At 68.3% G+C, this 23,466-nt stretch carries 23 protein-coding genes; 10 read left to right on the plus strand and 13 right to left on the minus strand.

Annotation, left to right across the window (positions count from 1 at the left end):
- Nucleotides 1-16 precede the first annotated feature (16 nt).
- Both MKI84_RS17790 and MKI84_RS17795 read right to left on the minus strand, forming a co-directional pair.
- Nucleotides 17-835, minus strand: coding sequence for a YoaK family protein (locus MKI84_RS17790; RefSeq protein ID WP_425353861.1), 819 nt, complete (start codon nucleotides 833-835; stop codon nucleotides 17-19).
- A 140-nt stretch (nucleotides 836-975) separates the two neighbouring features.
- Nucleotides 976-1,932 (minus strand): GlxA family transcriptional regulator, encoded by a 957-nt coding sequence (locus tag MKI84_RS17795; protein WP_241621588.1) that lies wholly within the window; start codon nucleotides 1,930-1,932, stop codon nucleotides 976-978.
- Between the two features lie 204 nt (nucleotides 1,933-2,136).
- On the opposite strand from MKI84_RS17795, the gene MKI84_RS17800 reads away from it, so the two are divergent.
- Nucleotides 2,137-2,799, plus strand: a complete 663-nt coding sequence (locus MKI84_RS17800) for a hypothetical protein (protein ID WP_241621589.1) — start codon at nucleotides 2,137-2,139, stop codon at nucleotides 2,797-2,799.
- Between the two features lie 9 nt (nucleotides 2,800-2,808).
- Here MKI84_RS17800 and MKI84_RS17805 read toward each other — a convergent pair whose 3' ends face one another.
- The 8 genes from MKI84_RS17805 to MKI84_RS17840 form a co-directional block, all read right to left on the minus strand.
- Nucleotides 2,809-3,966, minus strand: coding sequence for an FAD-binding oxidoreductase (locus tag MKI84_RS17805; protein ID WP_241621590.1), 1,158 nt, complete (start codon nucleotides 3,964-3,966; stop codon nucleotides 2,809-2,811).
- 203 nt (nucleotides 3,967-4,169) lie between these two features.
- Nucleotides 4,170-5,429: an aromatic ring-hydroxylating oxygenase subunit alpha gene (locus MKI84_RS17810; protein ID WP_241621591.1), complete on the minus strand. Its 1,260-nt coding sequence runs from the start codon at nucleotides 5,427-5,429 to the stop codon at nucleotides 4,170-4,172.
- 163 nt (nucleotides 5,430-5,592) lie between these two features.
- Nucleotides 5,593-6,396 (minus strand): DUF72 domain-containing protein, encoded by an 804-nt coding sequence (locus MKI84_RS17815; protein WP_241621592.1) that lies wholly within the window; start codon nucleotides 6,394-6,396, stop codon nucleotides 5,593-5,595.
- A gap of 31 nt (nucleotides 6,397-6,427) precedes the next feature.
- A complete protein-coding gene (locus tag MKI84_RS17820; protein WP_241621593.1) occupies nucleotides 6,428-7,486 on the minus strand; it encodes a GlxA family transcriptional regulator in 1,059 nt (352 codons plus the stop codon).
- Nucleotides 7,487-7,533: 47 nt separating this feature from the next.
- Entirely contained in the window at nucleotides 7,534-8,088 is a 555-nt protein-coding gene (locus MKI84_RS17825; protein WP_241621594.1) for a sarcosine oxidase subunit gamma, read from the minus strand.
- Nucleotides 8,081-11,095, minus strand: coding sequence for a sarcosine oxidase subunit alpha family protein (locus MKI84_RS17830; protein WP_241621595.1), 3,015 nt, complete (start codon nucleotides 11,093-11,095; stop codon nucleotides 8,081-8,083). The genes MKI84_RS17825 and MKI84_RS17830 overlap by 8 nt, the downstream gene beginning before the upstream one ends.
- Nucleotides 11,092-11,382, minus strand: coding sequence for a sarcosine oxidase subunit delta (locus MKI84_RS17835; protein ID WP_241621596.1), 291 nt, complete (start codon nucleotides 11,380-11,382; stop codon nucleotides 11,092-11,094). Before MKI84_RS17835 ends, MKI84_RS17830 begins: the two co-directional genes overlap by 4 nt.
- Nucleotides 11,383-11,393: 11 nt before the next feature.
- Nucleotides 11,394-12,644, minus strand: a complete 1,251-nt coding sequence (locus MKI84_RS17840; protein ID WP_241621597.1) for a sarcosine oxidase subunit beta family protein — start codon at nucleotides 12,642-12,644, stop codon at nucleotides 11,394-11,396.
- A 258-nt stretch (nucleotides 12,645-12,902) separates the two neighbouring features.
- Between MKI84_RS17840 and MKI84_RS17845 the strand changes: the two genes are divergently transcribed.
- The 6 genes from MKI84_RS17845 to serA all read left to right on the plus strand — a co-directional run bounded on the left by MKI84_RS17845 (nucleotide 12,903) and on the right by serA (nucleotide 18,642).
- Nucleotides 12,903-13,388: a DUF1269 domain-containing protein gene (locus MKI84_RS17845; RefSeq protein WP_241621598.1), complete on the plus strand. Its 486-nt coding sequence runs from the start codon at nucleotides 12,903-12,905 to the stop codon at nucleotides 13,386-13,388.
- A gap of 163 nt (nucleotides 13,389-13,551) precedes the next feature.
- A complete protein-coding gene (locus MKI84_RS17850) occupies nucleotides 13,552-14,400 on the plus strand; it encodes a tellurite resistance TerB family protein (protein WP_241621599.1) in 849 nt (282 codons plus the stop codon).
- A gap of 172 nt (nucleotides 14,401-14,572) precedes the next feature.
- A complete protein-coding gene (locus MKI84_RS17855) occupies nucleotides 14,573-15,268 on the plus strand; it encodes an outer membrane protein (RefSeq protein ID WP_241621600.1) in 696 nt (231 codons plus the stop codon).
- A 60-nt stretch (nucleotides 15,269-15,328) separates the two neighbouring features.
- A complete protein-coding gene (locus tag MKI84_RS17860; protein WP_241621601.1) occupies nucleotides 15,329-15,580 on the plus strand; it encodes a hypothetical protein in 252 nt (83 codons plus the stop codon).
- A 103-nt stretch (nucleotides 15,581-15,683) separates the two neighbouring features.
- On the plus strand, nucleotides 15,684-16,859 hold the full coding sequence (locus MKI84_RS17865) for a phosphoserine transaminase (protein WP_241621602.1): 1,176 nt from the start codon (nucleotides 15,684-15,686) through the stop codon (nucleotides 16,857-16,859).
- A 196-nt stretch (nucleotides 16,860-17,055) separates the two neighbouring features.
- Nucleotides 17,056-18,642, plus strand: coding sequence for a phosphoglycerate dehydrogenase (serA, locus tag MKI84_RS17870; RefSeq protein WP_241621603.1), 1,587 nt, complete (start codon nucleotides 17,056-17,058; stop codon nucleotides 18,640-18,642).
- A 76-nt stretch (nucleotides 18,643-18,718) separates the two neighbouring features.
- On the opposite strand, the gene eda is transcribed toward serA, so the two are convergent.
- Nucleotides 18,719-19,363: a bifunctional 4-hydroxy-2-oxoglutarate aldolase/2-dehydro-3-deoxy-phosphogluconate aldolase gene (gene eda, locus MKI84_RS17875; protein ID WP_241621604.1), complete on the minus strand. Its 645-nt coding sequence runs from the start codon at nucleotides 19,361-19,363 to the stop codon at nucleotides 18,719-18,721.
- 170 nt (nucleotides 19,364-19,533) lie between these two features.
- On the opposite strand from eda, the gene puuE reads away from it, so the two are divergent.
- Together puuE and MKI84_RS17885 are read left to right on the plus strand one after the other, a co-directional pair.
- On the plus strand, nucleotides 19,534-20,451 hold the full coding sequence (gene puuE / locus MKI84_RS17880; protein ID WP_241621605.1) for an allantoinase PuuE: 918 nt from the start codon (nucleotides 19,534-19,536) through the stop codon (nucleotides 20,449-20,451).
- A 28-nt stretch (nucleotides 20,452-20,479) separates the two neighbouring features.
- Nucleotides 20,480-20,887: an MliC family protein gene (locus MKI84_RS17885; RefSeq protein WP_241621606.1), complete on the plus strand. Its 408-nt coding sequence runs from the start codon at nucleotides 20,480-20,482 to the stop codon at nucleotides 20,885-20,887.
- Between the two features lie 10 nt (nucleotides 20,888-20,897).
- Here MKI84_RS17885 and MKI84_RS17890 read toward each other — a convergent pair whose 3' ends face one another.
- Nucleotides 20,898-21,341: a potassium channel family protein gene (locus MKI84_RS17890; RefSeq protein WP_241621607.1), complete on the minus strand. Its 444-nt coding sequence runs from the start codon at nucleotides 21,339-21,341 to the stop codon at nucleotides 20,898-20,900.
- Between the two features lie 34 nt (nucleotides 21,342-21,375).
- Here MKI84_RS17890 and MKI84_RS17895 point away from each other — a divergent pair, with 34 nt between their 5' ends.
- Nucleotides 21,376-22,218: a GNAT family N-acetyltransferase gene (locus MKI84_RS17895; protein ID WP_241621608.1), complete on the plus strand. Its 843-nt coding sequence runs from the start codon at nucleotides 21,376-21,378 to the stop codon at nucleotides 22,216-22,218.
- A gap of 99 nt (nucleotides 22,219-22,317) precedes the next feature.
- Here the strand turns inward: MKI84_RS17895 and MKI84_RS17900 are convergent, their stop codons facing one another.
- Nucleotides 22,318-23,232, minus strand: coding sequence for a DMT family transporter (locus MKI84_RS17900; RefSeq protein WP_241621609.1), 915 nt, complete (start codon nucleotides 23,230-23,232; stop codon nucleotides 22,318-22,320).
- Nucleotides 23,233-23,466 lie beyond the last annotated feature (234 nt).

Genomic DNA, 23,466 nt, shown 5'->3' on the forward strand with positions numbered 1-23,466 from the left:
GCTTGCGCACCACGGCTCAGCGGCGCATGCGGCGCAGCAGATGGAGGATCAGCGAGGGCCCGGCCAGCACCAGGATCAGCACAGCCAGCGGCACCGAGAAGATGAAGCCGACATAGTTGAACCCCAGCGCGCCGACCACGCCGCCGCAGAAAAACAGCACGAGGAACATGGCGAGCAGCTTCAGCTTCTCGCGGTCGGCCAGCACCAGCGGCCCCCCGGTGGGGCGACGGCGGTGGTTCATGTAGAACAGCTTGCCGAGTTCGATTCCCATGTCGGTGACCACGCCGGTCATGTGGGTAGTGCGGATCTTGGCGCCGGACATCTTGGTCACGGTGGCGTTCTGCAGCCCCATGATGAAGCACAGCACCGCGACGGCGAGAAACAGCGCGAGGCCGGAATGGCGGGCGTAGCCGCCCAGCGCGCCGAAGGCCAGAAGCAGGAAGGCTTCCAGCGTCAGCGGGATGGCGTACTCGCTGCCGGCGTGATGCAGCCGCGCCCAGTTCACCAGAATCGCCGAACTCGCCGCGCCGAGGATGAACGGCAGAAGCCCGCCCAGTCCGGCCAACACCAGCCCGCTGGCGCCGAGCACGAGATTGTCGGCCATGGCCGAGACGATGCCGGACATGTGCGAGGTGTACTGCCCGACCGCCAGCAGGCCGCCGGCATTGGTGGCGCCGGCGACGAAGGTCATGGCGAGGCCGAGCCGGGCGTCGGCGAGCGGGGTGCGCTCGGAAGCCAGCATCCCGGCGGCCATGCCGGAATAGCGCGCGGCAAAACCGGGCGGCAGCTCCCGGGCGGAACGCGCATCGCGGGGCGGCAGATCGGGAGGCGACACGTTCATTCGCGTGCAGCGCGGGGGTGACCCGCCTCCATCAGGACATGGGGGCGAAGCGCCGGGGCGGCACTCCAGGCCTTTGCACGTAGTGGCTTAGCAAGCCGCGCGCCAGATGGGCAAGCCACGCATTGGACGAAGGCTCACGCCGGTCGGCGCTCGCCGCTTGGCGGGTGGCCGAAGCGCCGGGCATAGACCGCCGAGAAGTGCGCGGCGGAAGCGAAGCCGCAGGCCAGCCCGACATCGGTAACCGACAGCGGCGAGAGCCGCAGCAATTCGCGCGCCCGCTCCAGCCGCAGGCCGAGGTGATAGGCGGCGGGCCCCATGCCGAGATCGCGGCGGAACAGGCGCTCCAGCTGGCGCGGCGAGACGTCGAGCCGGCGGGCGATGGCGGCGATGCCCGGCGGGCGTTCGATGGCCCCCTCCATCAGCTTCACCGCGCGGGCGAGCGTCGGGTCGGCGAGCACCGGGCGCGGCCGCGCCGCGGGCTTGGCCCGTCCCGCCCGCGCGCCGGCGCGGTCCAGGATGAACTGTTCGGACACCTTGTCGGCCAGCACCTTGCCGCCATGTGCCTCGATCAGCGCCAGCATCATCTCCAGCGGCGCGATCCCTCCGGTGCAGGTGAGGCGGTCGCGGTCGATGGCATAGGCTTCCTCGACAAAGGTGACATGGGGGAACTCCTCGCGCACCGCCGCAAGGTTCTCCCAGTGCACGGCGCAGCGATGGAAATCTAAGAGCCCGGCCTCCGCCAGCACGAAGCCGCCGGTGCACAGCGCCCCGAGCGCCGTGCCGCGCCGATTGAGCCGGCGCAGCGCGTCCTCGATCGCCGGGGTCGCGGCGTGGCGGATGTCGACGCCCCCGCAGACCAGCAGCAGGTCGAGCGGGCCGACTTCGGCGAGCGCGCGGGTCGGCGAGAGGGTGAGACCGTTGCTGGCGGAGGCGGGCCGGCCGTCAAGCGTCACCACATGCCACGAATAGATCGGGCTCTCCGAGACGTAATTGGCCATGCGCAGCGCTTCCAGCGCGTTGGCGCAGGCGATCATCGAATGGTTCGGCAAGGTCAGGAAGCCGATGCGCCGGAGCGATGCCAGATCGGACACGTAAAGCACCTCAGACAACACGGGATGCCGAGAAAAGGTAGGCCTGGACATGACCCGGCGCCAGCTACGCCTCAAGTCGAGGCGGAAACGAGCGGAAACAATTTGCTCAGAAATACCTGCCATTGGTCATGGGTGTGCGCCAGTACCGCCGCAAAAAAGTCATGCCCGCCCCTGTCAATGAGGCCTCCGAACGAGGATTCCTTCATGCGTATCCACCGCTCTTCGCTTCAACGGTTCCATTCCTGGCGCGCGGGCCGTATTGCCCTGCCGCTCGGCTTCCTGGCCGTGCTGGCGGCCGGCTCGCATCTGGTCATGACATCCGGCGGAGACGACACGGCCTCGGCGCCCATCCGCGTGGACGCCCGCTCCTATGACGGCGCCCGCCATGGCGGCGGCTACGCACTCGGCGCGCTCGACGAGAGCGGGCTGCGAAATCTCGCGCGGCCCATCGTCTCCCCCGAGGAGATCGCGCTGCCGGTGCTCGAGAAGCCCGACGCTCGCCCCGCGCCCAGACTGGTGCGGGCGATCGAGCCGTCGGCGGTGTACAAGCCGCAGGCCGCCCACGCCGCGGCGAATGGCGCCGAGCATTCCTCGACGCAACTGGTCGCCTATCCCTCCGGCGTCGAGCGCTTCGACCAGTGCAAGGGCCCGTGCGACACGCGCGATCCCATGCTGGCTCCGATTGCCTTTCCCGGCCCGCAGGCACAGGAAGAGGACGGTCTGCTCGACCGTACCATGATCGCCCCGGTGATTTCGGAAGCCCGCTCCATGATCGACCGCACGGTCGACGGCGCGGTCTCGGGAACCAGTGCCGCTTATGATGCGGTGAAGCAGACCGTCTCGGGCGCGCTCGACTTCATCCGCTGAGGGCTTCGCTCAGCGGTCGACCACGAGATCGCTGGTCGGCTTGGAGCAGCACAGCAGCGCCATGCCGGCATCGATCTCGCGCTGGCGGATGCCGCCGCCATGCTTCATGTCGACCGTGCCTTCGAGCAGCTTCGACTTGCAGGTGCCGCACAGACCCTTGGCGCAGGAGGAGGGCAGCCGCACCCCGGCGCGCCGCGCCGCATCCAGCACGAACATGTCGGAGGGGCACTCGATGGTGCGCCCGCTCTTGGCGAAGGCGACCTTGTAAGTGACGATCGCCGGCGCGGCGATGTCCGCTGCCAACCCCTCGGCCGCCACCACCTCCGCCGCGACCTCGGGCTCGGCGCTGGCCAGTTCGGCGAAATCGAAGCTTTCCTCATGGTGGCGCGCCATGTCGAAGCCGAAGGTCTTCAGCATCTCGCGCACCGCCGACATGAAGGGCGAGGGGCCGCAGACGAACACCTCGCGCTCGCGGAAATCCGGCGCGACATGGTTGAGGATGCCGGGATTGAGCCGGCCGCGAAATCCGTGCCACGGCTCGCGCGCGCTGTCGCTCTCGCAGACCGGGGCGAAGCGGAAGGTCGCGGGCTGGTTGCGCGCCATCAGCTCCAGCTCGGCGCGGAAGATGATGTCGGCCGGCGCGCGCGCAGCATGCACGAACACGATGTCGCGCGGCTCGGCGAGGTCGTGGAAGGTGCGCGCCATCGACATTAGCGGGGTGATGCCCGAGCCGCCCGACAGGAACAGATATTTCGGCGCGGTGGCGGGCCGTCCCTGCGAAAAGCAGGAGAAATCGCCCATCGGCCCGACCGCCCGCAGCACAGAGCCGGCCTTCACCGTGTCGTGCAGGAAGTTCGACACCGGCCCGCCCGGCACGCGCTTGACCGTGATGGAGATCGTGTGCGGGCGCGTCGGCGCGGAGGAGATCGTGTAGCAGCGATGGACGGTCTCACCCCCGATCTCCAGCTCCAGCGTCAGGAACTGGCCGGGCGCGTAGCGGAACAGGCAGGGCGTGCGCGGCGCCAGCACGAACGTCTTCACGTCGTGCGTCTCCTCGCGCACCTCGCGCACGATCAGCGCATCGTCGGCCTCCGGGTCCCAGTCGGGCAAAGCGGTGCCAAGGCGGAGCGCGGCGGGATCGGGCGAGGTGGAGGGTGAAGCGTCCATGGGTCCGGTTCCGACAGGTGAGTGACTGTCCCGGCGGATCAGCCATGCTCCCTCTCCTGGTCGGGGAGAGGGAAGTGAGGAGAAATCTACCCCGCGGTCATCCCGGACGGCCAAAGGCCGATCCGGGATCGCTTGGGAGGTGGCGAGCGATCCCGGCTCTCCGCTTCGCTGCGGCCGGGGTCACGCCGTGACGCGATCTGGCGTCACCGCCCGACGTGCTCGGCCATGCGGCCGATGTACCAGTTGCAGAACTTGTCCACGAGCATCTCGGTGTGCGGCGAGTAGGGGCCGGGCTCATAGGCCGGCGAGCGCGCGCCTTCCTGGCAATAGCCGACCAGCGTCGAATCCTGGTCGTTGGTGGCGTCCCACACCGCGGTCAGGTTCTCGATGTCGTAATCGACGCCTTCCACCGCGTCCTTGTGCACCAGCCATTTGGTGCGCAGCAGCGAGCGCTCGGCGTCGAGCGGCAGCACCGAGAACACCACGGCGTGGTCGGACATGAAATGGTGCCACGAATTCGGCTGGGTCCAGAAATGCAGCGCGCCGTGCCGGGGATCGTTGATCTTGCCGAGCAGCTTCCGGCAGGCGGCGCGGGTGTCGTTGGTGTGGCTCTCGCCGTCGCCGGCCAGCGGCAGGCGCTCGGTGCGGAAGCCGGTCACCATGTCGTCGAGGTGCTCGACCATTTCGGACGGGAAGCCGCAGCTCTCCCATTCGCGATGCGAGGAGGTGACGAGTTTCGCATACTCCTCGGCCTCCTTGCGTCCGTGGTCGTCGAGTTCCTCGGGCGCGAAGCCGAAGCCATAGGCGAACAGCGGCACGGTCAACTCGGGATGGTTGCCCGCGCAGTGATAGCACTCGCGGTTGTTCTCCATGGTGAGCTTCCAGTTGCCCGGCTCGATGATGTCCTTTTCAAACGCGACCTTGGCGTTCTTCAGATCGTGCGGCGCGAGATAGGGCGCCATCTTCGCCGCCATCACGTCGAAATCGGCCGGCGGCTCGTCGGAGAGGCAGACGAAGATCAGCCCTTCCAGCGAGCGCACATGCACCGGCTTGAGTCCATGGCAGGCGGCGTCGAAATCCGGCCCCATATGCTCGGCGAACAGCAGCTTGCCGTCGAGGCCATAGGTCCAGGAATGATAACGGCAGACCAGATTGCCGACCGTGGTCTTGTAGTCGAGCAGCAGCCGCGCGCCACGATGCCGGCAGACATTGTGATAGGCGCGCACGTTCATGTCGTCGTCGCGCACCACGAAGATCGCGTATTTGCCGATGTCGAAGGTCATGGCGTCGCCCGGCTCGGGGATATCCGGCTCGACGCCGACGAAGATCCAGTGCCGGTTGAAGATGATCTCCATATCGGCCTCGAAGATCTCGGGGCTGGTATAGAACGGCGCCTCCAGGCTGTAGCCCGGGCGGCGGCGCTTGATGAGCGCTTTCAGCGGCGTGTCGGTGGTGTCGAGCATGGGAGGTCTCCGTCCCGGCGCGCCGTCACCGGCCGCGCATCCTGTCTGGAATTGTTCGACGGAACGCGACGGCTGACTTTCTTCTTTGCGACATTCGCTTGCGAAGAGGCGACATTGCCTCAGGCGCCGGCCGGGGCGGCGACAGTGCCGGGCGGATCGCGCCTCACACCCGCTCGATCAGCGCCATGGCGGCGGCCGGGTTGCGGGGCTTGAAGCCGCTGATGACGAACAGGAATACCTCGCGCGGGTCCGTCGAGGCCGCCGGGGCGAGCAGCGTGTTGCCGAGTTCCGGCGGCGTGCGTCCCTCGCTCCAGTGGCGCGCCCGCGCCGCCCATGACTCCAGCTCCGCCTCGCCATAGCCTGCCGGTTCGTCCTCGCGCGTGCCCATGATGCGGGCATAGACGAAGGGGGCGGTGAGGTCGGGTATCAGCGGGTGCTCGCTGTCGCCGGCGATCACCACGCCGACATGATAGGCCCGCACCATCTCGACGAAGTCGGGCGTACGGAAGCTGTCATGGCGCACTTCGACGACATGGCGCAGCGGCAGGCCCTCAATGGAGGCCGGCAGCAGCTTGAGGAACGCCTCGAAATCCGCCGGATCGAACTTTTTGGTCGGCATGAACTGCCAGTTGATCGGCCCGAGCTTCGCCTTGAGTTCGGTGAGGCCGCTCGTCAGGAACTTCTCCACCGACCCACCCGCTTCCGCCAGCACGCGGCGATTGGTGGCGAAGCGCGGGCCCTTCAGCGCGAAGACGAAGCCGTCCGGCGTCTCGTCATGCCATTTCGCGAAGCTTTCGGGCTTCTGCGAGCCGTAATAGGTGCCGTTGACCTCGATGGCGGTGAGCTTGCCGGCGGCATATTCCAGCTCGCGCTTCTGCGGCAGCTTGTCGGGATAGAACAGGCCGCGCCACGGCTCGAAGGTCCAGCCGCCAATGCCGATGCGGATGGGGGCGGTCGGTGCGACCATGGCGGGGCTCCTCGCTTAACGAGGGACCAGCCTAGTCGAACAGGCGCTGCGCCGCCATGCTCTGCGCCGCCGCGCCGGGCGCCGCGACGGCCGGATGTTGCGCGCGGGCGTCCGAGGGGGTGAAGCCGTGCTGCGCCTTGAACTGGCGGGAGAAATGCGCGCAGTCGGAAAAGCCGGCTTCCAGCGCGATGTCTGTCACCGAGCGCCCGGTCGTGTCCAGCAGGAAGCGGGCATAGCGCAGCCGCAGCCGACGGTAGAACTCGGCGGGGCGCTGGCCCATCACCGTCTGGAACAGGCGCTCCAATTGCCGGGTGGAGAGCTGGAGCCGGCGCGCTATGTCGGCGATCGGCAGCGGGTCTGCCATGTGCTGCTCCATCAGCAGCAAGGCGCGGCGTACGCGGTCGTCGGCGACGAGATCGGCGATCGGGGGGTGCGGCTGCGCCTCGGTGCCGGGGCGGGCGCGGTCCAGCAGCAGCACATGGCGGCTCTTCTGCGCGATGGAGCGGCCGAGATGCTTTTCCACCAGCGCGGTCGCAAGGTCCGCCGCCCCGCCGCCGCCGGCGCAGGTGATGCGATCGCCGTCGATGACGTAGAGCCGGTCGGCGACCGGGGTGTGGTGCGGAAATTCCTCAAGGAAATCCTGATAGTGATACCAGGACACGCAGCAGCGCCGCCCGGTCATCAGCCCGGCGCGGGCCAGCACGAAACTGCCGGTACACACCCCGACCAGCGGCACGCCGGCCTTCGCCGCGCGCTTGAGATAGGCGACGCTCGCCTCGTCGAGCTGGTGCCCGGTGTGCAGCAGCCCGCCGACCACCACGATGTACTGAAAGTTCGACGGATCGACGAAGGCGGCGGCCGGCGCCACGGTGACGCCGCAGGAGGCGCGGATCGGTGCCGGGGTGGAGGCCATGATCTGCCAGCGCGCGAGAATGGGGCGCGAGCGGTCGCCGTCATCGGCGGCGAGGCGCAGATGGTCGACCAGCAGCGAGAACGCCGACAGGGTGAAATTGTCGGTGAGGATGAAGCCGACATTCAGCACCGGGGCGGGGCTCGCTATCGTCCGGGAGGCGGGGGTCTGCTCGGTCATCCATCCACCATGCGGGAGCGCTCGGCCCCAGCATAGCATAGCTTGCCTCAGGCGAATTCGCGCCGCGCCTCGTCGAGATAGCCGATCACATAGGGCGCGAAGGAACGCCACACATCGAGATGGAACAGCTCCGGCCCGAGGCGCACCAGCACGATCTCCGCCTTGCCCAGCAGGGTGCGCGTGCACATGCCGATCGGGAAGGCGGCAAGCGACAGGTCGAGCGGGCAGCCCTGATTGAGCGCGAAGGCGGCCTCTCGCCCGGCGATCTCGATGCCGACGCTGCGCGACGAGACATCGACCAGCGCATGGGGCACGCCCAAAGTCGCGGCCTCGATGGCGGCGGCGAGAGGGGCGGCGTCCTCGCCGGGGGCGAGCAGCAGCCATTCGTCGGGGCCGAGCCAGAAGGCAAAGCGCGAACCCGACTGGCCGAAGCGGTTGGCCTCGCGCGGCAAGGCGACGCCGAACGCCTCGCCGGCCGGCCCGATGCCGGCCTCGCGGGAGCGGAAGGCGAGCCGCGCGGCGGGGCCGAGCAGGCTGAGGCGGACGGCCTCAATCGGGCGCAGGCCCTCGCTGAGGCGCTGGAGCGCGGCGTTGTCAGGCATCGAACCGTTCTCCCTTGGGATCGTAGAAGCTCGGCTCCACCACCGTGACCTCGATCGAGCCGCCCGGCATCGGCACGTGCAGTTTGGTGCCGATCCGCGCCCGCCCGCCCTTGATCATGGCCAGCGCGATGGAGCGCTCCAGCGTGGCGCTGGCATAGGAGGAGGTGACGAAGCCGAGCATCGGTACGGGATGCGGGCTCGGCACCTTGACGCCCGGCTCGGCGACGATCTGTGCGCCTTCCTCCAGCACGATCTTAGGATCGGTGGTGAGCAGGCCCACAAGCTGCTTGCGGTCCGGCGCGCTCATCGCCGCGCGTTCCAGCGAGCGCTTGCCCACGAAGTCGCGCTTGGCCTTGCCGACCGCCCAGCCGAGATTGACGTCATCGGGCACAGCGGTGCCGTCGGTTTCCTGCCCGACGATGATGTAGCCCTTCTCGGCGCGCAGCACATGCATGGTCTCGGTGCCGTAGGGCGTGATCCCGTAGGGCGCGCCGGCTTTGAAGATCGCCTCCCAGATGGCGCGGCCATGTTCGGCCGGCACATTGACTTCGAAGCCGAGTTCGCCGGTGAATGACACCGAGAACACCCGCGTCGGCACGCCGCACACATGGCCCTCGCGCACGCTCATATGCGGGAAGGCGGCGCGGGACAGGTCGATATCGTCCATCAGCGGCTGGAGGATCTCGCGCGATTTGGGCCCCTGCACCGCGATCACCGCCCATTGCTCGGTGGTCGAGGTGAGCCACACATCGAGGTCCGGCCATTCGGTCTGGAGATAGTCCTCCATATGCGCCAGCACGCGCGGCGCGCCGCCGGTGGTGGTGGTGACGTGGAAGCGGTCATGGGACAGGCGCCCGACCACGCCGTCATCCATCACGAAGCCGTCCTCGCGCAGCATCACGCCATAGCGCAGCCGGCCGGGCTCCAGCTTGGTCCAGGCATTGGTGTACATGCGGTTCATGAACTCGGCGGCGTCGGGGCCGACGATCTCGATCTTGCCGAGCGTCGAGGCGTCGAAGATGCCGGCGCTTGAGCGCACCGCCTTGCACTCGCGGGCCACCGCCGCGTGCATATCTTCGCCGGTCTTCGGGAAGTAATGCGCGCGCTTCCACAGCGACACGTCCTCGAAGGCCGCGCCGCGCTCGGCCGCCCAGTCATGGATCGGCGTGGTGCGGATGGGGTCGAACAGGTCGCCGCGCGCGGCCCCGGCGAAGATGCCGAAGGTGGTCGGCGTGAAGGGCGGGCGGAAGGTGGTCAGCCCGATCTGCGGCACGCCGACGCCGAGCTGTTCCGACACGATGCCGAGCGCATTCATGTTGGAGCTCTTGCCCTGATCGGTCGCCATGCCGGTGGTGGTGTAGCGCTTCACATGCTCGATGGAGCGGAAGCCCTCGCGGGTGGCAAGCGCGATGTCCTTGGAGGTGACGTCGTTCTGCCAGTCGACGAAGGCCTTGGCGAAGGCGGGGTTGCGCCCGTGCGGCACCGCGCCGATGAAACCATCCGTGCCCAGTTCGGCGGCCTCCACGGCGAAGGCGCGCGGGGAGGAGGTGCCAAAGCCGGCATCCTTCGCCGCGCCCTCGCCGCGGGCGTAGCCGTCCTCGATCACGGCCTTCAGCCCGTAGACGCCACGGCAGGCGCCGGCCGAGCGCTCGCGCTCCACCGAGGTGCCGGGCAGGTAGACCTGAAGCGCGGGATCGTAAACCAGCTTGCCGCGCGACTGCGAGAACATGTGCACGCTCGGCGTGAAGCCGCCGGACATCAGCACGAGGTCGCAGGCGACCGTTTCCGCCGGGCCGACCGCGCCGGCTTTCAGCTTGGCGAGGTGCGCGCCGGAGACGCGCCGCCGGCCCAGAGTGCCGGTGACCACGGTGGAGGGCCGCACATCGATGCCGGCATCGAGCGCCTTTGCCGCCCAGTCGCCATGAACCTGCGGGCGCAGATCGGCGATGGCCGCGACCTCGACGCCGCCGGCCGCCAGCTCCAGCGCGGCGCGGTAACCCGAGTCGCAGGCGGTGAACACGGTGGCGCGGGTGCCGGGCTTCGCGCCATAGCGGGTGAGATAGGTGCGCCCGGCATCGGCCAGCATCACGCCCGGCCGGTCGTTCTCGGGGAACACCAGCGGGCGCTCCAGCGCGCCCGCCGCGATCACCACCTCCGTCGCCCGCACCTGCCACAGCCGCTCGCGCGGCAGGTTCGGATTCGGGCTGGCGAGGTGTTCGGTGACACGCTCGGCCAGCGCGATCATGTTGTGCGGGAAATAGCCGAAGGCGGTGGTGCGGGTCCGCAGGGTGACATTGCCGCTTGCCGCCAGCGTTTCCAACCCGTCCGCCAGCCATTGCTGAGCCGGCTTTCCATCGAGGGTGGCGGCGGTCTCCGCCAGCAGCGAGCCGCCGAATTCGGCCTGTTCGTCGACCAGCATCACCCGCGCACCCGTGGCGCTTGCCGCCAGTGCGGCGGCGATGCCGGCCGGGCCGGCGCCGATCACCAGCACGTCGCAATGGGCGTAGTGCTGGGTGTAGCGGTCCGGGTCCGGCAAAGTGGGGGCGACGCCGAGGCCGGCCATGGCGCGGATCTTCGGCTCATAGAAGCGCTTCCACGCCCCCGCCGGCCACATGAAGGTCTTGTAGTAGAAGCCCGCCGGCAGGAAGGGCGAGAACAGGTCGTTCATCGCCCCGGCATCGAAGGCGAGCGAGGGCCAGCGGTTCTGGCTGGTCGCGACCAGTCCCTCATAGAGCTCGACCTGCGTGGCGCGCAGGTTCGGCGTGGTGCGGGCGTCGTCGCGGCGCACATCGACCAGCGCGTTCGGCTCGTCGGAGCCCGCCGAGACCACGCCGCGCGGGCGGTGATATTTGAACGAGCGCCCCATGAGATGGACGCCGTTGGCGATCAGCGCCGAGGCCAGCGTGTCGCCTTGGAAGCCGTAATAGGTCGTGCCGTCGAAGCGGAAGGCGAGCGGTTTCGCGCGATCGATGCGCCCGCCGGAAGCGGTGCGGAACGAGCCGGTCATTTGGTCTCTCCCGCGATGTCGGGGCGCGGCTCGCCGGCCTTGTAGGTGGCGACGAAGAAATCGCTCACCGTGTCGCGCACCGCGTTGAAATAGCGGCCGCAACCATGGATGTGGCGCCAGCGCTCGGCGTGGCGGCCCTTCGGATTGGTGCGGTTGTAGAGGAAGTCGGCCCATTCCTGATCGGAGAGGGCGGAGGGGTCGGCGGGCCGGGCGATATGGGCCTCGCCGCCATAGCGGAACTCGATCTCGGGCCGCGCGCCGCACCACGGGCAATTGATGATCAGCATGGGGATCGCCTCTAGTGCGCGACGGCGGCGGCGGCCGCCTCGTCGATCAGGAAGCCGTCGCGGAAGCGCTCCAGCGTGAAGGGGGCGTTGATCGGGTGCGGCTCGTCGCGGGCGATGGTGTGGGCGAACACATTGCCCGAGCCCGGCGTCGCCTTGAAGCCGCCAGTGCCCCAGCCGCAATTGACATACAGCCCCGGCACCGGGGTCTTGGCGATGATCGGCGAGCGGTCGGGCGTCACGTCGACGATGCCGCCCCAGTTGCGCAGCATGCGCAGGCGGCGGAACTGCGGGACCAGCTCGCAGATCGCGTCGAGCGTGTGGGTGGTGATGTGCAGCGCCCCGCGCTGGGAATAGGAGGTGTAGGCGTCCGTGCCGGCGCCGATCACCATCTCGCCCTTGTCGGACTGGGAGATATAGGCGTGGATGGTGTTGCTCATCACCACGGTCGGGAAGGCCGGCTTCACCGGCTCGGACACCAGCGCCTGTAGCGGGAAGCTTTCCAAGGGCATGCGCACCCCGGCCATCGCCATCACCACCGAGCTGTGTCCGGCGGCGGAGACGCCGATTTTCTTCGCGCCGATGAAGCCCTTGGAGGTCTCGACGCCCTGCACCGCGCCGTCCGGCCCGCGGCGGATGCCCGTGACCTCGCAGTTCTGGATGATGTCGACGCCGCGCGCATCGGCCGCGCGGGCAAAGCCCCAGGCCACCGCGTCGTGCCGGGCCGTGCCGCCGCGCCGCTGCAAGGCGCCGCCGATGATCGGATAGCGCATCGAGGAAATGTTCAGCGGCGGGCAGAATTCCTTGCACTGCTCGGCGGTGAGCCATTCATTGTCCACGCCGTTCAGATTGTTGGAATGGACATGGCGCTTGAAGCTGATCTCGTCGTGATGGTTATGCGCCAGCATCAGCACGCCGCGTGCCGAATACATCACGTTGTAATTGAGGTCGGCCGACAGCCCTTCCCACAGCTTCACCGCGTGCTCGTAGAGCGCGGCGCTCTCGTCGAACAGGTAGTTGGACCGCACGATGGTGGTGTTCCGCCCGGTATTGCCGCCGCCCAGCCAGCCGCGCTCGATCACCGCGACATTGGTGATGCCGTGTTCCTTGGCGAGGTAATAGGCGCAGGCGAGACCATGCCCGCCGGCGCCGACGATGATCACGTCATACTCGGCCTTGGGCTCGGGGGTGCGCCATTGCGGCTGCCAGCCCTTGTGCCCGCCAAGGGCGCGGCGAAACAGCTCGAAACCGGAGAATTTCTGCAAGGCGTGAACCTCCTCGCCACAGCGAATGCGCCGCGTGCGCCAGTGTCAGGTATGCTGGCGCGGCGGGCGGCGGGACGCGAGCATTGTTTCGGCGCTGGCGTTGAACGAATGCGACATCGAGGGCGGGAGCGCGTCGCCGCGTCCCCGGCGCGGGACAGTGGCGGTTCCCGTCAAAGAGCTGTTGCGCGGTTGCGCCAGCATGCGCTCTATGACGGGCGGCGGGCAGCTTTGCCCCGCCGGCAACGCGTGGAGAGTGACATGGCCGATCTCGTTATCATTGCCTATGAATCCGAAGCAAAGGCCGAAGCGGCCCGGCAGGAGCTGCTGAAGCTCCAGAAGGAATATCTGATCGAGCTCGGCGATGCCGTCATCGCGGTTCGCGAGGAGGACGGCACGATCAAGCTGCACCAGATGGTCAATACGACGCTCGCCGGCGCCGCCTCGGGCGGGCTGTGGGGCGGGCTCGTCGGCCTTTTGTTCCTCAATCCGCTGCTCGGCATGGCAGTCGGCGCGGGCGCAGGCGCGCTTGCCGGCAAGTTCACCGATGTCGGCATCAACGACGATTTCATCAAGGATGCCAGCTCGGCGCTCGGCCCGAAGCAGGCGGCGCTGTGCGTGCTGGTCCGCAAGGTCACGGCCGACAAGGTGGTCGCCGACATGGCGCAGTTCGGCGGCACCGTGCTGCAGACCAACCTGACCAATGAGCAGGAAGAGAAGCTGCAGGCGGCGCTGCGCGGCGCCTGAGGCGCGGCAATCGTGCCGGGATGGGCTCGCCGCCTGTCCCGGCACTTCACGACCCGGCACTTCACGAAATGCTTATCGCGCGTGTTGCGCGCGCGGCCGACCTCTCCTTGCGGAAGCCACACTCCGCCCCTAATTCCCGACCCATCGCACAACGGGAAGCACCATGTTCAACACCCAGAATTTCGACGCCAAGCGCTTGCTGGACCAGTTTCTCGGCGCCCCCGCCGCCGGCAATCTGCCGGCCCAGACCGGCGGGCAGCCGCAAGGCTCATCCGCGCCGGGCGGGCTGGACGGTCTGCTGGGCGGTTTGACCGGCATGCTCGGCGGTGGTGCTCCGTCCGCCGGTCCGGCTCAGGGTGGCGGCGATCTCGTCGGCCGGGCCAAGGACTATCTGTCGAACAATGGCGGCTCGCTCGCTGGCGGCGCCGCGGCCGGCGCTCTGGTCTCGCTGGTGATGGGCAACAAGAAGCTGCGCAAGGTGGGCGGCAATGTCGCCGCGCTTGGCGGCCTCGCGCTAGTCGGCACGCTGGCCTACAAGGCCTATCAGAACTACCAGAACGGGCAGGCGCCGGCCAAGGCCGCCACGCCAGCGCCGACCGCGGCGCAGCTGCCCCCGCCGGATTCGCCGTTCAGCCCGGTTCAAGCCGCGCGCACCCAGCTCCCGGTCACCCTGCTGCGCACCATGATCGCGGCGTCTCTGGCCGACGGTCATATCGACGACCATGAGCGCATCGCGATCTCCGCCAAGTTGAACGAGGGCGGCTCGCGGCTCGACGAGGCCGAGCAGTTCCTGACCCATGAACTCGCCAATCCGGCGAGCGTGGAGACCATCGCCCGCGACGTGTCGAGCGAGGAGGAGGCGGCCGAGGTTTATCTCTCCGCGCTGCTCGCCATCGACCCGGACAACAGCGCCGAGCGCGCCTTCCTCGCCCGGCTGGCCATGGCGCTCAAGCTCGACCCCAACCTGACGCCGCATCTGGAAGCGGCCGCGCGCGCGGCCCGTCAGGGCTGAGCGCGACCCCGCCGGCAGGACGACAGCCGGGGCGCCGGGTGCGCCCCCTTCCCGTCGCGTAAGCGCGATCGTGGTTAAGCGTTAAGGTTAAGCGCTCCTTAAATAATCGCTGCGAGAGTGTCGCCTCATCGACGGTCGCCGGGCGTGTTCCGGCCATCCAAGAGGATCGGGCATGTCGCGTTGCGTTGCGTTCTCCACCATTCCGGGTCTGGCGGCTCTGGCCGCCGGCTGGCTTGCCGTGGCGGCGCCGGCAGGGGCGGCCGATCTCGGCGGCGTTGACCTCGACGCCTCCGACCTGCTCGCCAAGGCGCCGCAGATCGAGGACACCAGCGGCTGGTACCTGCGCGGCGATATCGGCTACGTGGTCAATGAGCGCCCGGACTGGGCGTTCTTCGATTTCGGCGCGGGCGCTGAGATCGCGGATGCCTGGCTGCTCGGCCTCGGCCTCGGCGTGCGCGCCAATGACTGGCTGCGCTTCGACGTTACCGCCGACTACCGCACGAAGGCCGATTACACGGCCGGCGCCTTCTCCGCGGAATATGAGGCGGCGACGCTGCTGGGCAACGTCTATGTCGATCTCGGCACCTGGCACGGCCTCACGCCCTATGTCGGCGCGGGTGCGGGCGCCGGCTATGTTTCGGTTTCCGATATCGATGTCCTCGGCGCGGATATCGGCTCGGCCAGCGGCTGGGGCTTTGCCTGGGCGGTGATGGCGGGCGTGGCTGTCGAGCTGTCGCCGAACTGGCAACTGGATATCGGCTACCGTTATCTCAGCCTCGACGGCGTGAATATCGGCGGCGCCGGCGTGCCGGAATTCGATCAGGACGCCCACGAAATCCGGATCGGCGCGCGCTACCTGATCGACTGAGCGCTGCGACCATACGTGCACTCCGGCATGTGCTACAGCGGGCACGACACGGAGGCGGCCATGGCGATCGAGACCATCTATATCGTGCAGAGCTTCAAGGCCGGCATGCGCGGCGCGCTGCGGGCCGACCAGCCGACCCGCGCGCGCACCGGCGAGATGGCGATCCGCACCGCGGAGCGCCTCGCGGCGAACAAGGCGGGCGTGGTGGCCTTCGCCATGACCGGCGATGCCGAGTCGGGCGATTATGACGAGGAGCCGGTCATCCTGTTCCGAGCCGGCCGGCTGCCCGCGCAGTTCGGCGACGGCGACTGAGCCGCGCTCTCTCCCCCTCTTGCGCTTTTTCCGGACCGGGAGTATTCCCCGGCCCGGGCTACCCCTCCCCACCGAGGGGCTCCCATCTGGAAGGATGGCTATCATGACGATTACCGCACTGCCGGCGCACAAGCCGGCCAATCCCAATTTCTCGTCCGGCCCCTGCGCCAAGCGTCCCGGCTGGACGCTGGAAGGCCTGAGCGACGCGCCGCTCGGCCGCTCCCACCGTGCCAAGGTCGGCAAGGCCAAGCTCAAGCTGGCCATCGACCTCACCCGCGAGGTTCTCGACATTCCCGCCGACTACCGCATCGGCATCGTCCCGGCGTCCGACACCGGCGCGGTGGAGATGGCGCTGTGGTCGCTGCTCGGCGCCCGGCCGGTCGACCTGCTGGCATGGGAAAGCTTCGGCGAAGGCTGGGTGACCGATGTCATCAAGCAGCTCAAGCTCAAGGATGCCCGCACCCTCAAGGCCGGCTATGGCGAACTGCCGAACCTTGCCGAGGTGAATTTCGACCATGACGTCGTGTTCACCTGGAACGGCACCACCTCCGGCGTGCGCGTGCCGAACGGCGACTGGATCGCGGCGGACCGCACCGGCCTCACCATCTGCGACGCCACGTCGGCCGCCTTCGCGCAGGACCTCGACTGGGCCAAGCTCGATGTCGTGACCTTCTCCTGGCAGAAGGTGCTGGGCGGCGAGGCCGCGCACGGCATGCTCATCCTCTCGCCCCGCGCCGTGGAGCGGCTGGAGAGCTATGTGCCGGCCTGGCCGATGCCGAAGATCTTCCGCATGACCAAGGGCGGCAAGCTGATCGAGGGCCTCTTCGAGGGCGAGACCATCAACACCCCGTCCATGCTCTGCGTCGAGGACTATATCGACGCCCTGCAATGGTCGAAGAGCCTCGGCGGCCTCAAGGGCCTGCGCGCCCGCTCGGACGCCAATTTCAAGGTGCTGGCCGATTTCGTGGCCAAGAACGACTGGATCGACTTCCTTGCCAAGGACCCGGCCACCCGTTCGAACACCTCGGTCTGCCTCGTGGTCGCCGACGCGGAAGTGAAGGCGCTCGCGCCCGACGCACAGGCCGCCTTCGCCAAGGCGATCGCCGGCACGCTGGAAAAGGCCGGTGTCGCCTATGATATCGGCGCCTATCGCGACGCGCCCGCCGGCCTGCGCATCTGGGCCGGCGCCACCGTCGAGGCGTCCGATCTCGAAGCGCTGCTGCCGTGGCTCACCTTCGCCTATGACAGCGCCAAGGCCGGTCTGAAGCAGGCGGCCTGACGTCCTTTTCGTCCCGCTCCCCCCGCCGCTGACGCGAGGGGACGGCGAAGGGACGATGCGCACGCCCTGCCTGCGGACGGCCTCCTCCCGGCCTTTCCGCCGGCGGCGCTACCGGCGCACCGCCCGACGAACGCTTCGTCGTCCCCTCCCGCCAGCGGCGGGATAGAACCCCCTATTCTCGAACAGGATGAAGCCGATGGCTCCCCGCGTTCTGATTTCCGACGCCCTTTCCCCCGCCGCCGTGCAGATCTTCAAGGATCGCGGCATCGAGGTGGATTTCCAGCCGAACCTCGGCAAGGACAAGGACAAGCTGGCCGAGATCATCGGCGATTATGACGGCCTCGCCATCCGCTCGGCGACCAAGGTCACGCCGAAGATCCTCGCCAACGCCACCCGCCTCAAGGTGGTGGGCCGCGCCGGCATCGGCGTCGACAATGTCGACATCCCGGCCGCCACCGCCAAGGGCGTGATCGTGATGAACACGCCGTTCGGCAACTCCATCACCACCGCCGAGCACGCCATCGCCATGATGTTCGCGCTGGCCCGCGAAATCCCCGCCGCCGATGCCTCGACCCAGGCCGGCAAGTGGGAGAAGAACCGCTTCATGGGCGTCGAGCTCACCGCCAAGACGCTCGGCGTCATCGGCTGCGGCAATATCGGCTCGATCGTCGCCGACCGTGCCCTCGGCCTGAAGATGAAGGTGGTGGCGTTCGATCCGTTCCTCTCGCCGGAGCGCGCGCTCGATATCGGCGTCGAGAAGGTCGAGCTGGACGAACTGCTGGCCCGCGCGGACGTCATCACTCTGCACACGCCGCTGACCGACAAGACCCGCAACGTGCTCTCGGCCGAGGCGCTGGCGAAGACGAAGAAGGGCGTGCGCATCGTCAATTGCGCGCGCGGCGGCCTCGTCGACGAGGCGGCGCTGGCGGAAGCGATCAAGAGCGGCCATGTCGCGGGCGCGGCCTTCGACGTGTTCGTCACCGAGCCGGCGACTGAGAACCCGCTGTTCGGCCTGCCTGGCGTGATCTGCACCCCGCATCTGGGCGCCTCCACCTCGGAAGCGCAGGAGAACGTCGCGCTTCAGGTCGCCGAACAGATGAGCGACTATCTGCTGCGCGGGGCGATCTCCAACGCGGTGAACTTCCCCTCGATCACCGCCGAGGAAGCCCCCAAGCTCAAGCCCTTCATCGAGCTGGCGGAAAAGCTGGGCTCCTTCGCCGGCCAGCTCACCGATACCGATATCCAGACCGTACGCATCACCTATGAGGGCGCGGTGTCCGAGCTGAAGATCCGCGCGCTCACCTCGGCGGCGGTGGCCGGGCTGCTGCGTCCGGCGCTGGCCGACATCAATGTCGTGTCCGCGCCCTCCATCGCCAAGGAGCGCGGCATCGTGGTCGAGGAGGTCACCCGCGAGGTGGCCGGCGATTATGAGAGCCTCGTCACCCTGACCGTCGTCACCGAGAAGATGGAGCGCTCCATCTCCGGCACGGTGTTCGCCGATGGGCGCCCGCGCATCGTCGACATCAAGGGCATCAAGGTCGACGCCGAGTTCGCGCCCTCGATGATCTACGTCACCAATGAGGACAAGCCCGGCTTCGTCGGCCGCTTCGCCAGCCTGCTCGGCGATGCCGGTGTCAACATCGCGACCTTCGCGCTCGGCCGCGACCATCAGGGCGGCGACGCCATCGCGCTGGTCGAGGTCGACGGCGCGCTCCCGGCCGAGGTGCTGGCCAAGGTGCAGCAGCTCCCCGCCGTGAAGCAGGCCAAGCCGCTGGCGTTCTGAGCCTCCCTCGCCGTTCCCGCGAAACGAAAACGGCCGGGGCATGCCCCGGCCGTTTTGCGTCGGAGGGCGGCGCGTCCTACGGGAACGCGGCGCGGTGCAGCTTGGCGGCGGCCTTGGACAGTTCGACGATGCGGGCCCAGTCGCCGGTGTTGATCGCGTCATTGGGGCAGACCCAGGAGCCGCCGACCGCGAGGATATTGGTCTGCGACAGATACTTGCCGACATTGTCCGGCCCGATGCCGCCGGTCGGGCAGAAGCGCAGGTCCGGCAGCGGGCCGGCCAGCGACTTGATGAGGTTCGCCCCGCCGACCGCCTCGGCCGGGAACAGCTTGAGCACCGAGAAACCCATGGCGTGCAGCGTCATCGCCTCGGTGGCGGTGGCGCAGCCCGGCAGTACCGGCACCGGCGCCTCGGCGAAGGCTTCGGCCAGCGCCGGCGGGCAGCCGGGCGAGACCAGGAAGCGCGCACCGGCGGCGATCGACTTCTCGATCAGCTCCGGCCGGGTCACGGTGCCGGCGCCGACCACGGCGTCGGGCACCTCGGCGGCGATGGCAGCCATGGCCTCCAGCGCGACCGGGGTGCGCAGCGTCACCTCGATCAGCGGCAGGCCGCCCTCGACCAGCGCACGGGCGAGTTTGATGCCTGCCGCCACGCTCTGAATGGTGACGACCGGCACCACCGGCGCGCGGGCGAGAAGCAGGCTGGGATCAGGCAGCGACATGAACGGACTCCGGTAGGGGATACGGCGCCATCAAAAACGCGCCGGCCCCGTCTGTCGAGAGCCGGAGGGCGATTTATCCCGCAACTGCGAGATAATGTTCCACCGTGGCGTCGGCGGCATTAGCCTGTAACACTTGCCGCGTGCATCACCGCTTCGCTCGAGTCCGTGCCATGTTTGATTACGATCAGCCCTATCCCCGCGACCTCATCGGCTATGGCCGCAACCCGCCGGACCCGAAATGGCCGGGCGGCGCGCGGATCGCGGTGCAGTTCGTGCTGAATTACGAGGAGGGCGGGGAGAACTGCGTTCTTCATGGCGACGCCGCCTCCGAAGCCTTCCTCTCCGAGATCATCGGCGCGCAGCCCTGGCCGGGCCAGCGCCACATGAACATGGAGTCGATCTACGAATACGGCTCGCGCGCCGGCTTCTGGCGGCTGTGGCGCCTGTTCCAGCGGCGCGGCCTGCCGCTCACCGTCTATGGCGTCGCCACCGCGCTGGCCCGCAACCCGGACGTGGTCGCCGCCATGAAGGAAGCCGACTGGGAGATCGCCAGCCACGGCTATAAGTGGATCGACTACCGCAACCATTCCTATGCGGCGGAGAAGGCCGATTTCGACGCCGCGATCGCCCTGCACACCGATGTCGTCGGCGAGCGCCCGCTCGGCTGGTACACCGGGCGCACCTCCGAGCAGTCCCGCCGCATCACCATGGAGGAGGGCGGCTTCCTCTATGATTCGGACACCTATGCCGACGATCTGCCCTATTGGGTGAAGGGGCCGCACGGCCCGCACCTCACCATTCCCTACACGCTCGATTCCAACGACATGCGCTTTGCCGCCGCGCAGGGCTTCAATTCCGGCGACCAGTTCTTCGCCTATCTGCGCGACAGTTTCGACGCGCTCTATGCCGAGGGGGCGGAGGCGCCGAAGATGCTGACCATCGGCCTGCATTGCCGTCTCGTCGGCCGCCCCGGGCGCATTGTCGGGCTGGAGCGTTTCATCGACCACATCGCATCCCATGACCGGGTCTGGGTGCCACGGCGCATCGACATCGCCCGGCACTGGCACGCCCATCACAGGCCGGCATGAGGGCCGGCCGCCCGCATCGGAGACTGCCATGAACCGCGCGCATCGCCTGTCGTTCGCACGGCTGCTGGTGGCGGGGCTCGCGCTCGCCGCCCCGGCCTCCCGCGCCATCGCCGCGACCGATCCGGCCCCGACCCCCGCCGCCGGCTCCATCGTCATTCCGCTGCCGGAAGGGGTGGAGGCGCAGGAGATACGGGCGCGCTACGCCTGCGACGACACGTCGGCGGCGGAGGTGGTCTATATCAATGCCGGCCCGGTCTCCCTGGCCACGCTCACCCGCAAGGGCGAGTTCGTCGTGCTCGCCAATGTGCTGTCCGGCTCCGGCGCGCGCTATGCCGGCGGGGTCTATGTCTGGTGGAGCAAGGGCCGCGAGGCCAGCCTCTACGACCTCACGCGCGGGGAGGATGCCGAGCCGGTCGCCACCTGCACGCAGGAATGACGCCCGGGCATCAGCTTTTTGGGTCCCGGCGGATGATGATATTGGGCAGGTGGCCCTGCAGCACATAGATCAGCAGCGCCGTCGACCAGCCGAACATCATGATGCCGCTGGCCGAGGCGAGGGGGCCGAGCAGGCGGGTCGAGGTCCCCTGCAGAACGTCGCCATAGCCGAGCGTCGTGTAGTTGACGAAGGCCGAGTAGAAGGCGTCCGACGGATTGTCGACCAGTTCCAGCCAGGTGTAGATCAGCGCCCACAGGCCGACCTCCAGCAGATGGGCGGTGAGCAGGACGTAGTTGGTGACCAGCAGGGCGATCACCAGCCGGATTCGCGGCCGGTTCCGCAGCCAGTTGCCGTAAGGATGGATCAGCGCCACGAGCAGCAGGGTGGCCGCGAGATGCACGAGCATGGTCACGACGTTGACCACAAGTCCGATCGTGAGTTGTTCGTTGATCATCATGTCCTCCCGGCACGAATCAGTGGAGCCTGCCATGAGCGATACCGTGCATATCCGACCTCTCGCACCGTCTGAAATCCCGCTCGCGGTGGAATGGGCGGCGGCGGAGGGCTGGAATCCGGGCCTCGCCGACGCCGCGTGCTTCGCCACCGTCGACCCGCACGGCTTCTGGTGCGCGGAGGTGGACGGCGCCCCGGCGGCGGTGATCTCCGTGGTGAACTACGATGCGAGCTTCGCCTTTCTCGGATTCTACATCGTCAAGCCGGAACAGCGCGGGCGCGGCATCGGCTTCCGGTTGTGGCAGGCCGGGCTGGCCCATGCCGGGCCGCGCACCATCGGGCTCGACGGGGTGGTGGCGCAGCAGGCCAATTACGCCAGACAGGGATTTGAACTCGCCTGGCGCAACATCCGCTTTGCCGGGCGGGTGCAGGGCGGGGAGGGCGGTGGCGCCTGCGTCGACCTTGCCGACGTGCCCTTTGCCCGGATCGAGGCGAGCGACGCGCGGGTGTTCCCGGCGGCCCGCCGCGCCTTCCTCGAAAGCTGGATCGGCACACCGGGCCATGTCGGCCGGGCATTGCTGCGCGATGGCGAACTCGCCGGCTGGGGCGTGGTGCGCCCGGCGCGCGAGGGCTGGAAGGTTGCGCCGCTGGTGGCGCGCGACGAGGCGGCGGCGCAGGAGGTGTTTTCCGCCCTGTGCGCGCAGGTTGGCGATGCGCCGGTGAGCCTCGACATCGCCGAGCCGAACCGGGCCGCAGAGGCGCTGGCCCGCCGCGTCGGCCTCTCCCCGTTATTCGAGACCGCGCGCATGTATCGCGGGCCGGCGCCGGTGCTGGCGCTGGACGAGATTTACGGCGTCACGAGCTTCGAGCTGGGCTGAAGCATTTTCGAGCGAAGTGGATGCCGGTTCGCGTCAGGAAAATGCGCAAACTCAAAAATCGAGAGCATGCGCGGTGAAAACCACTTCACCGCACATGCTCTAGACCTTCTCGGGAGCGGCCTTCTTCTTGCCGAAGAAAGTCGCCGTGGCCACCCCGCACAGCACCAGCGCATAGCCGGCCGCGTGGTAGAGATGCGGCGTCTCGCCGAGGAACAGGATGGCGAGCACCGAGCCGAACAGCGGCATCAGGTGGAAGAACGGCGCCGCCCGGTTCGGCCCGATCAGGTCGACGCCGCGATTGAAGAACAGATAGGCCAGCACCGAGGCGAACACCGCGACATAGGCCATGGAGACCAGCGTCAGCAGGTTGAAGCTCAGCGGCGGGCCTGAGAAGCGTTCCCAGATGAAGGCCGGCGTCAGCAGCACCGCGCCCCAGCCGATGGAGAAGGCGAGGAAGCCGAGGCGGCTCAGCGGCGGGCGCCGCCCCAGCAGCGCGGAATAGAGGCCGTAGAGCACCATGGCGCTGAACAGCGCGATGTCGCCGATATTGAAGCCGATCGTGGTCAGCACCGCGAGATCGCCCCGGCAGATGATGATGACCACGCCGACCAGCGACAGGCTGATGCCGATCGCCTGCCCGGCGGAGAGCCGGTCGCCCAGCAGCAGGAACGCCCAGAGCGCGATCAGCAGCGGGCCGGTGGACTGCATCAGCAGCCCGTTCAGCGCCGGCGTGAACTGCAGGCCCCAATAGAAGATGGTGTTGTAGGCCGAGATGCCGGTGAAGGCGATCAGGGTCAGCAGGCCGAAATGGCGGCGGATCAGCGGCCAGTCCTCGCGCAGCGCCTTGTAGGTGAAGGGCAGCAGGATGAGAAAGGCCAGCACCCAGCGGAACCAGGCCAGCGCGACCGGCGGCACCTGACCGGCGACATGTCGTCCCAGCACGATGTTTCCCGCCCAGAACAGCGGCACCAGCGTGAGCAGCACATAGGGCGCATCGAGCAGGCGGCGGAACATGGCGGGCAACCGTGACGCGAGGACGAAAGAGCGGGGGCCACAGGGTCTAGAGCATTTCCCGATCGGAGGGAATCGTCGGATCGAAGAGGGTGGCTCCCGCCATTTCGCTGCGCGCGGGGGCGGGGCGGTGAGCCCGCGCCGCGCAGATGTGGCGCCACATGTTCTTGCCACCCCGGAGCCGATCCCTTAATAGGTGGCAACCCCGGTCGGAATGCTTCGCCGGGGTTTTGTCTG

This window comes from Ancylobacter gelatini (assembly GCF_022601675.1).
In the GTDB taxonomy this organism is placed as follows: Bacteria; Pseudomonadota; Alphaproteobacteria; order Rhizobiales; family Xanthobacteraceae; genus Ancylobacter; species Ancylobacter gelatini.

Coding starts and splice junctions, on each gene's coding strand:
- MKI84_RS17800 (WP_241621589.1), top strand. CDS start 2,137: ATGCGTATCCACCGCTCTTCGCTTCAACGGTTCCATTCCTGGCGCGCG.
- MKI84_RS17805 (WP_241621590.1), bottom strand. CDS start 3,966: ATGGACGCTTCACCCTCCACCTCGCCCGATCCCGCCGCGCTCCGCCTT.
- MKI84_RS17810 (WP_241621591.1), bottom strand. CDS start 5,429: ATGCTCGACACCACCGACACGCCGCTGAAAGCGCTCATCAAGCGCCGC.
- MKI84_RS17815 (WP_241621592.1), bottom strand. CDS start 6,396: ATGGTCGCACCGACCGCCCCCATCCGCATCGGCATTGGCGGCTGGACC.
- MKI84_RS17820 (WP_241621593.1), bottom strand. CDS start 7,486: ATGACCGAGCAGACCCCCGCCTCCCGGACGATAGCGAGCCCCGCCCCG.
- MKI84_RS17825 (WP_241621594.1), bottom strand. CDS start 8,088: ATGCCTGACAACGCCGCGCTCCAGCGCCTCAGCGAGGGCCTGCGCCCG.
- MKI84_RS17830 (WP_241621595.1), bottom strand. CDS start 11,095: ATGACCGGCTCGTTCCGCACCGCTTCCGGCGGGCGCATCGATCGCGCG.
- MKI84_RS17835 (WP_241621596.1), bottom strand. CDS start 11,382: ATGCTGATCATCAATTGCCCGTGGTGCGGCGCGCGGCCCGAGATCGAG.
- MKI84_RS17845 (WP_241621598.1), top strand. CDS start 12,903: ATGGCCGATCTCGTTATCATTGCCTATGAATCCGAAGCAAAGGCCGAA.
- MKI84_RS17850 (WP_241621599.1), top strand. CDS start 13,552: ATGTTCAACACCCAGAATTTCGACGCCAAGCGCTTGCTGGACCAGTTT.
- MKI84_RS17855 (WP_241621600.1), top strand. CDS start 14,573: ATGTCGCGTTGCGTTGCGTTCTCCACCATTCCGGGTCTGGCGGCTCTG.
- MKI84_RS17860 (WP_241621601.1), top strand. CDS start 15,329: ATGGCGATCGAGACCATCTATATCGTGCAGAGCTTCAAGGCCGGCATG.
- MKI84_RS17865 (WP_241621602.1), top strand. CDS start 15,684: ATGACGATTACCGCACTGCCGGCGCACAAGCCGGCCAATCCCAATTTC.
- serA (WP_241621603.1), top strand. CDS start 17,056: ATGGCTCCCCGCGTTCTGATTTCCGACGCCCTTTCCCCCGCCGCCGTG.
- eda (WP_241621604.1), bottom strand. CDS start 19,363: ATGTCGCTGCCTGATCCCAGCCTGCTTCTCGCCCGCGCGCCGGTGGTG.
- puuE (WP_241621605.1), top strand. CDS start 19,534: ATGTTTGATTACGATCAGCCCTATCCCCGCGACCTCATCGGCTATGGC.
- MKI84_RS17885 (WP_241621606.1), top strand. CDS start 20,480: ATGAACCGCGCGCATCGCCTGTCGTTCGCACGGCTGCTGGTGGCGGGG.
- MKI84_RS17890 (WP_241621607.1), bottom strand. CDS start 21,341: ATGATCAACGAACAACTCACGATCGGACTTGTGGTCAACGTCGTGACC.
- MKI84_RS17895 (WP_241621608.1), top strand. CDS start 21,376: ATGAGCGATACCGTGCATATCCGACCTCTCGCACCGTCTGAAATCCCG.
- MKI84_RS17900 (WP_241621609.1), bottom strand. CDS start 23,232: ATGTTCCGCCGCCTGCTCGATGCGCCCTATGTGCTGCTCACGCTGGTG.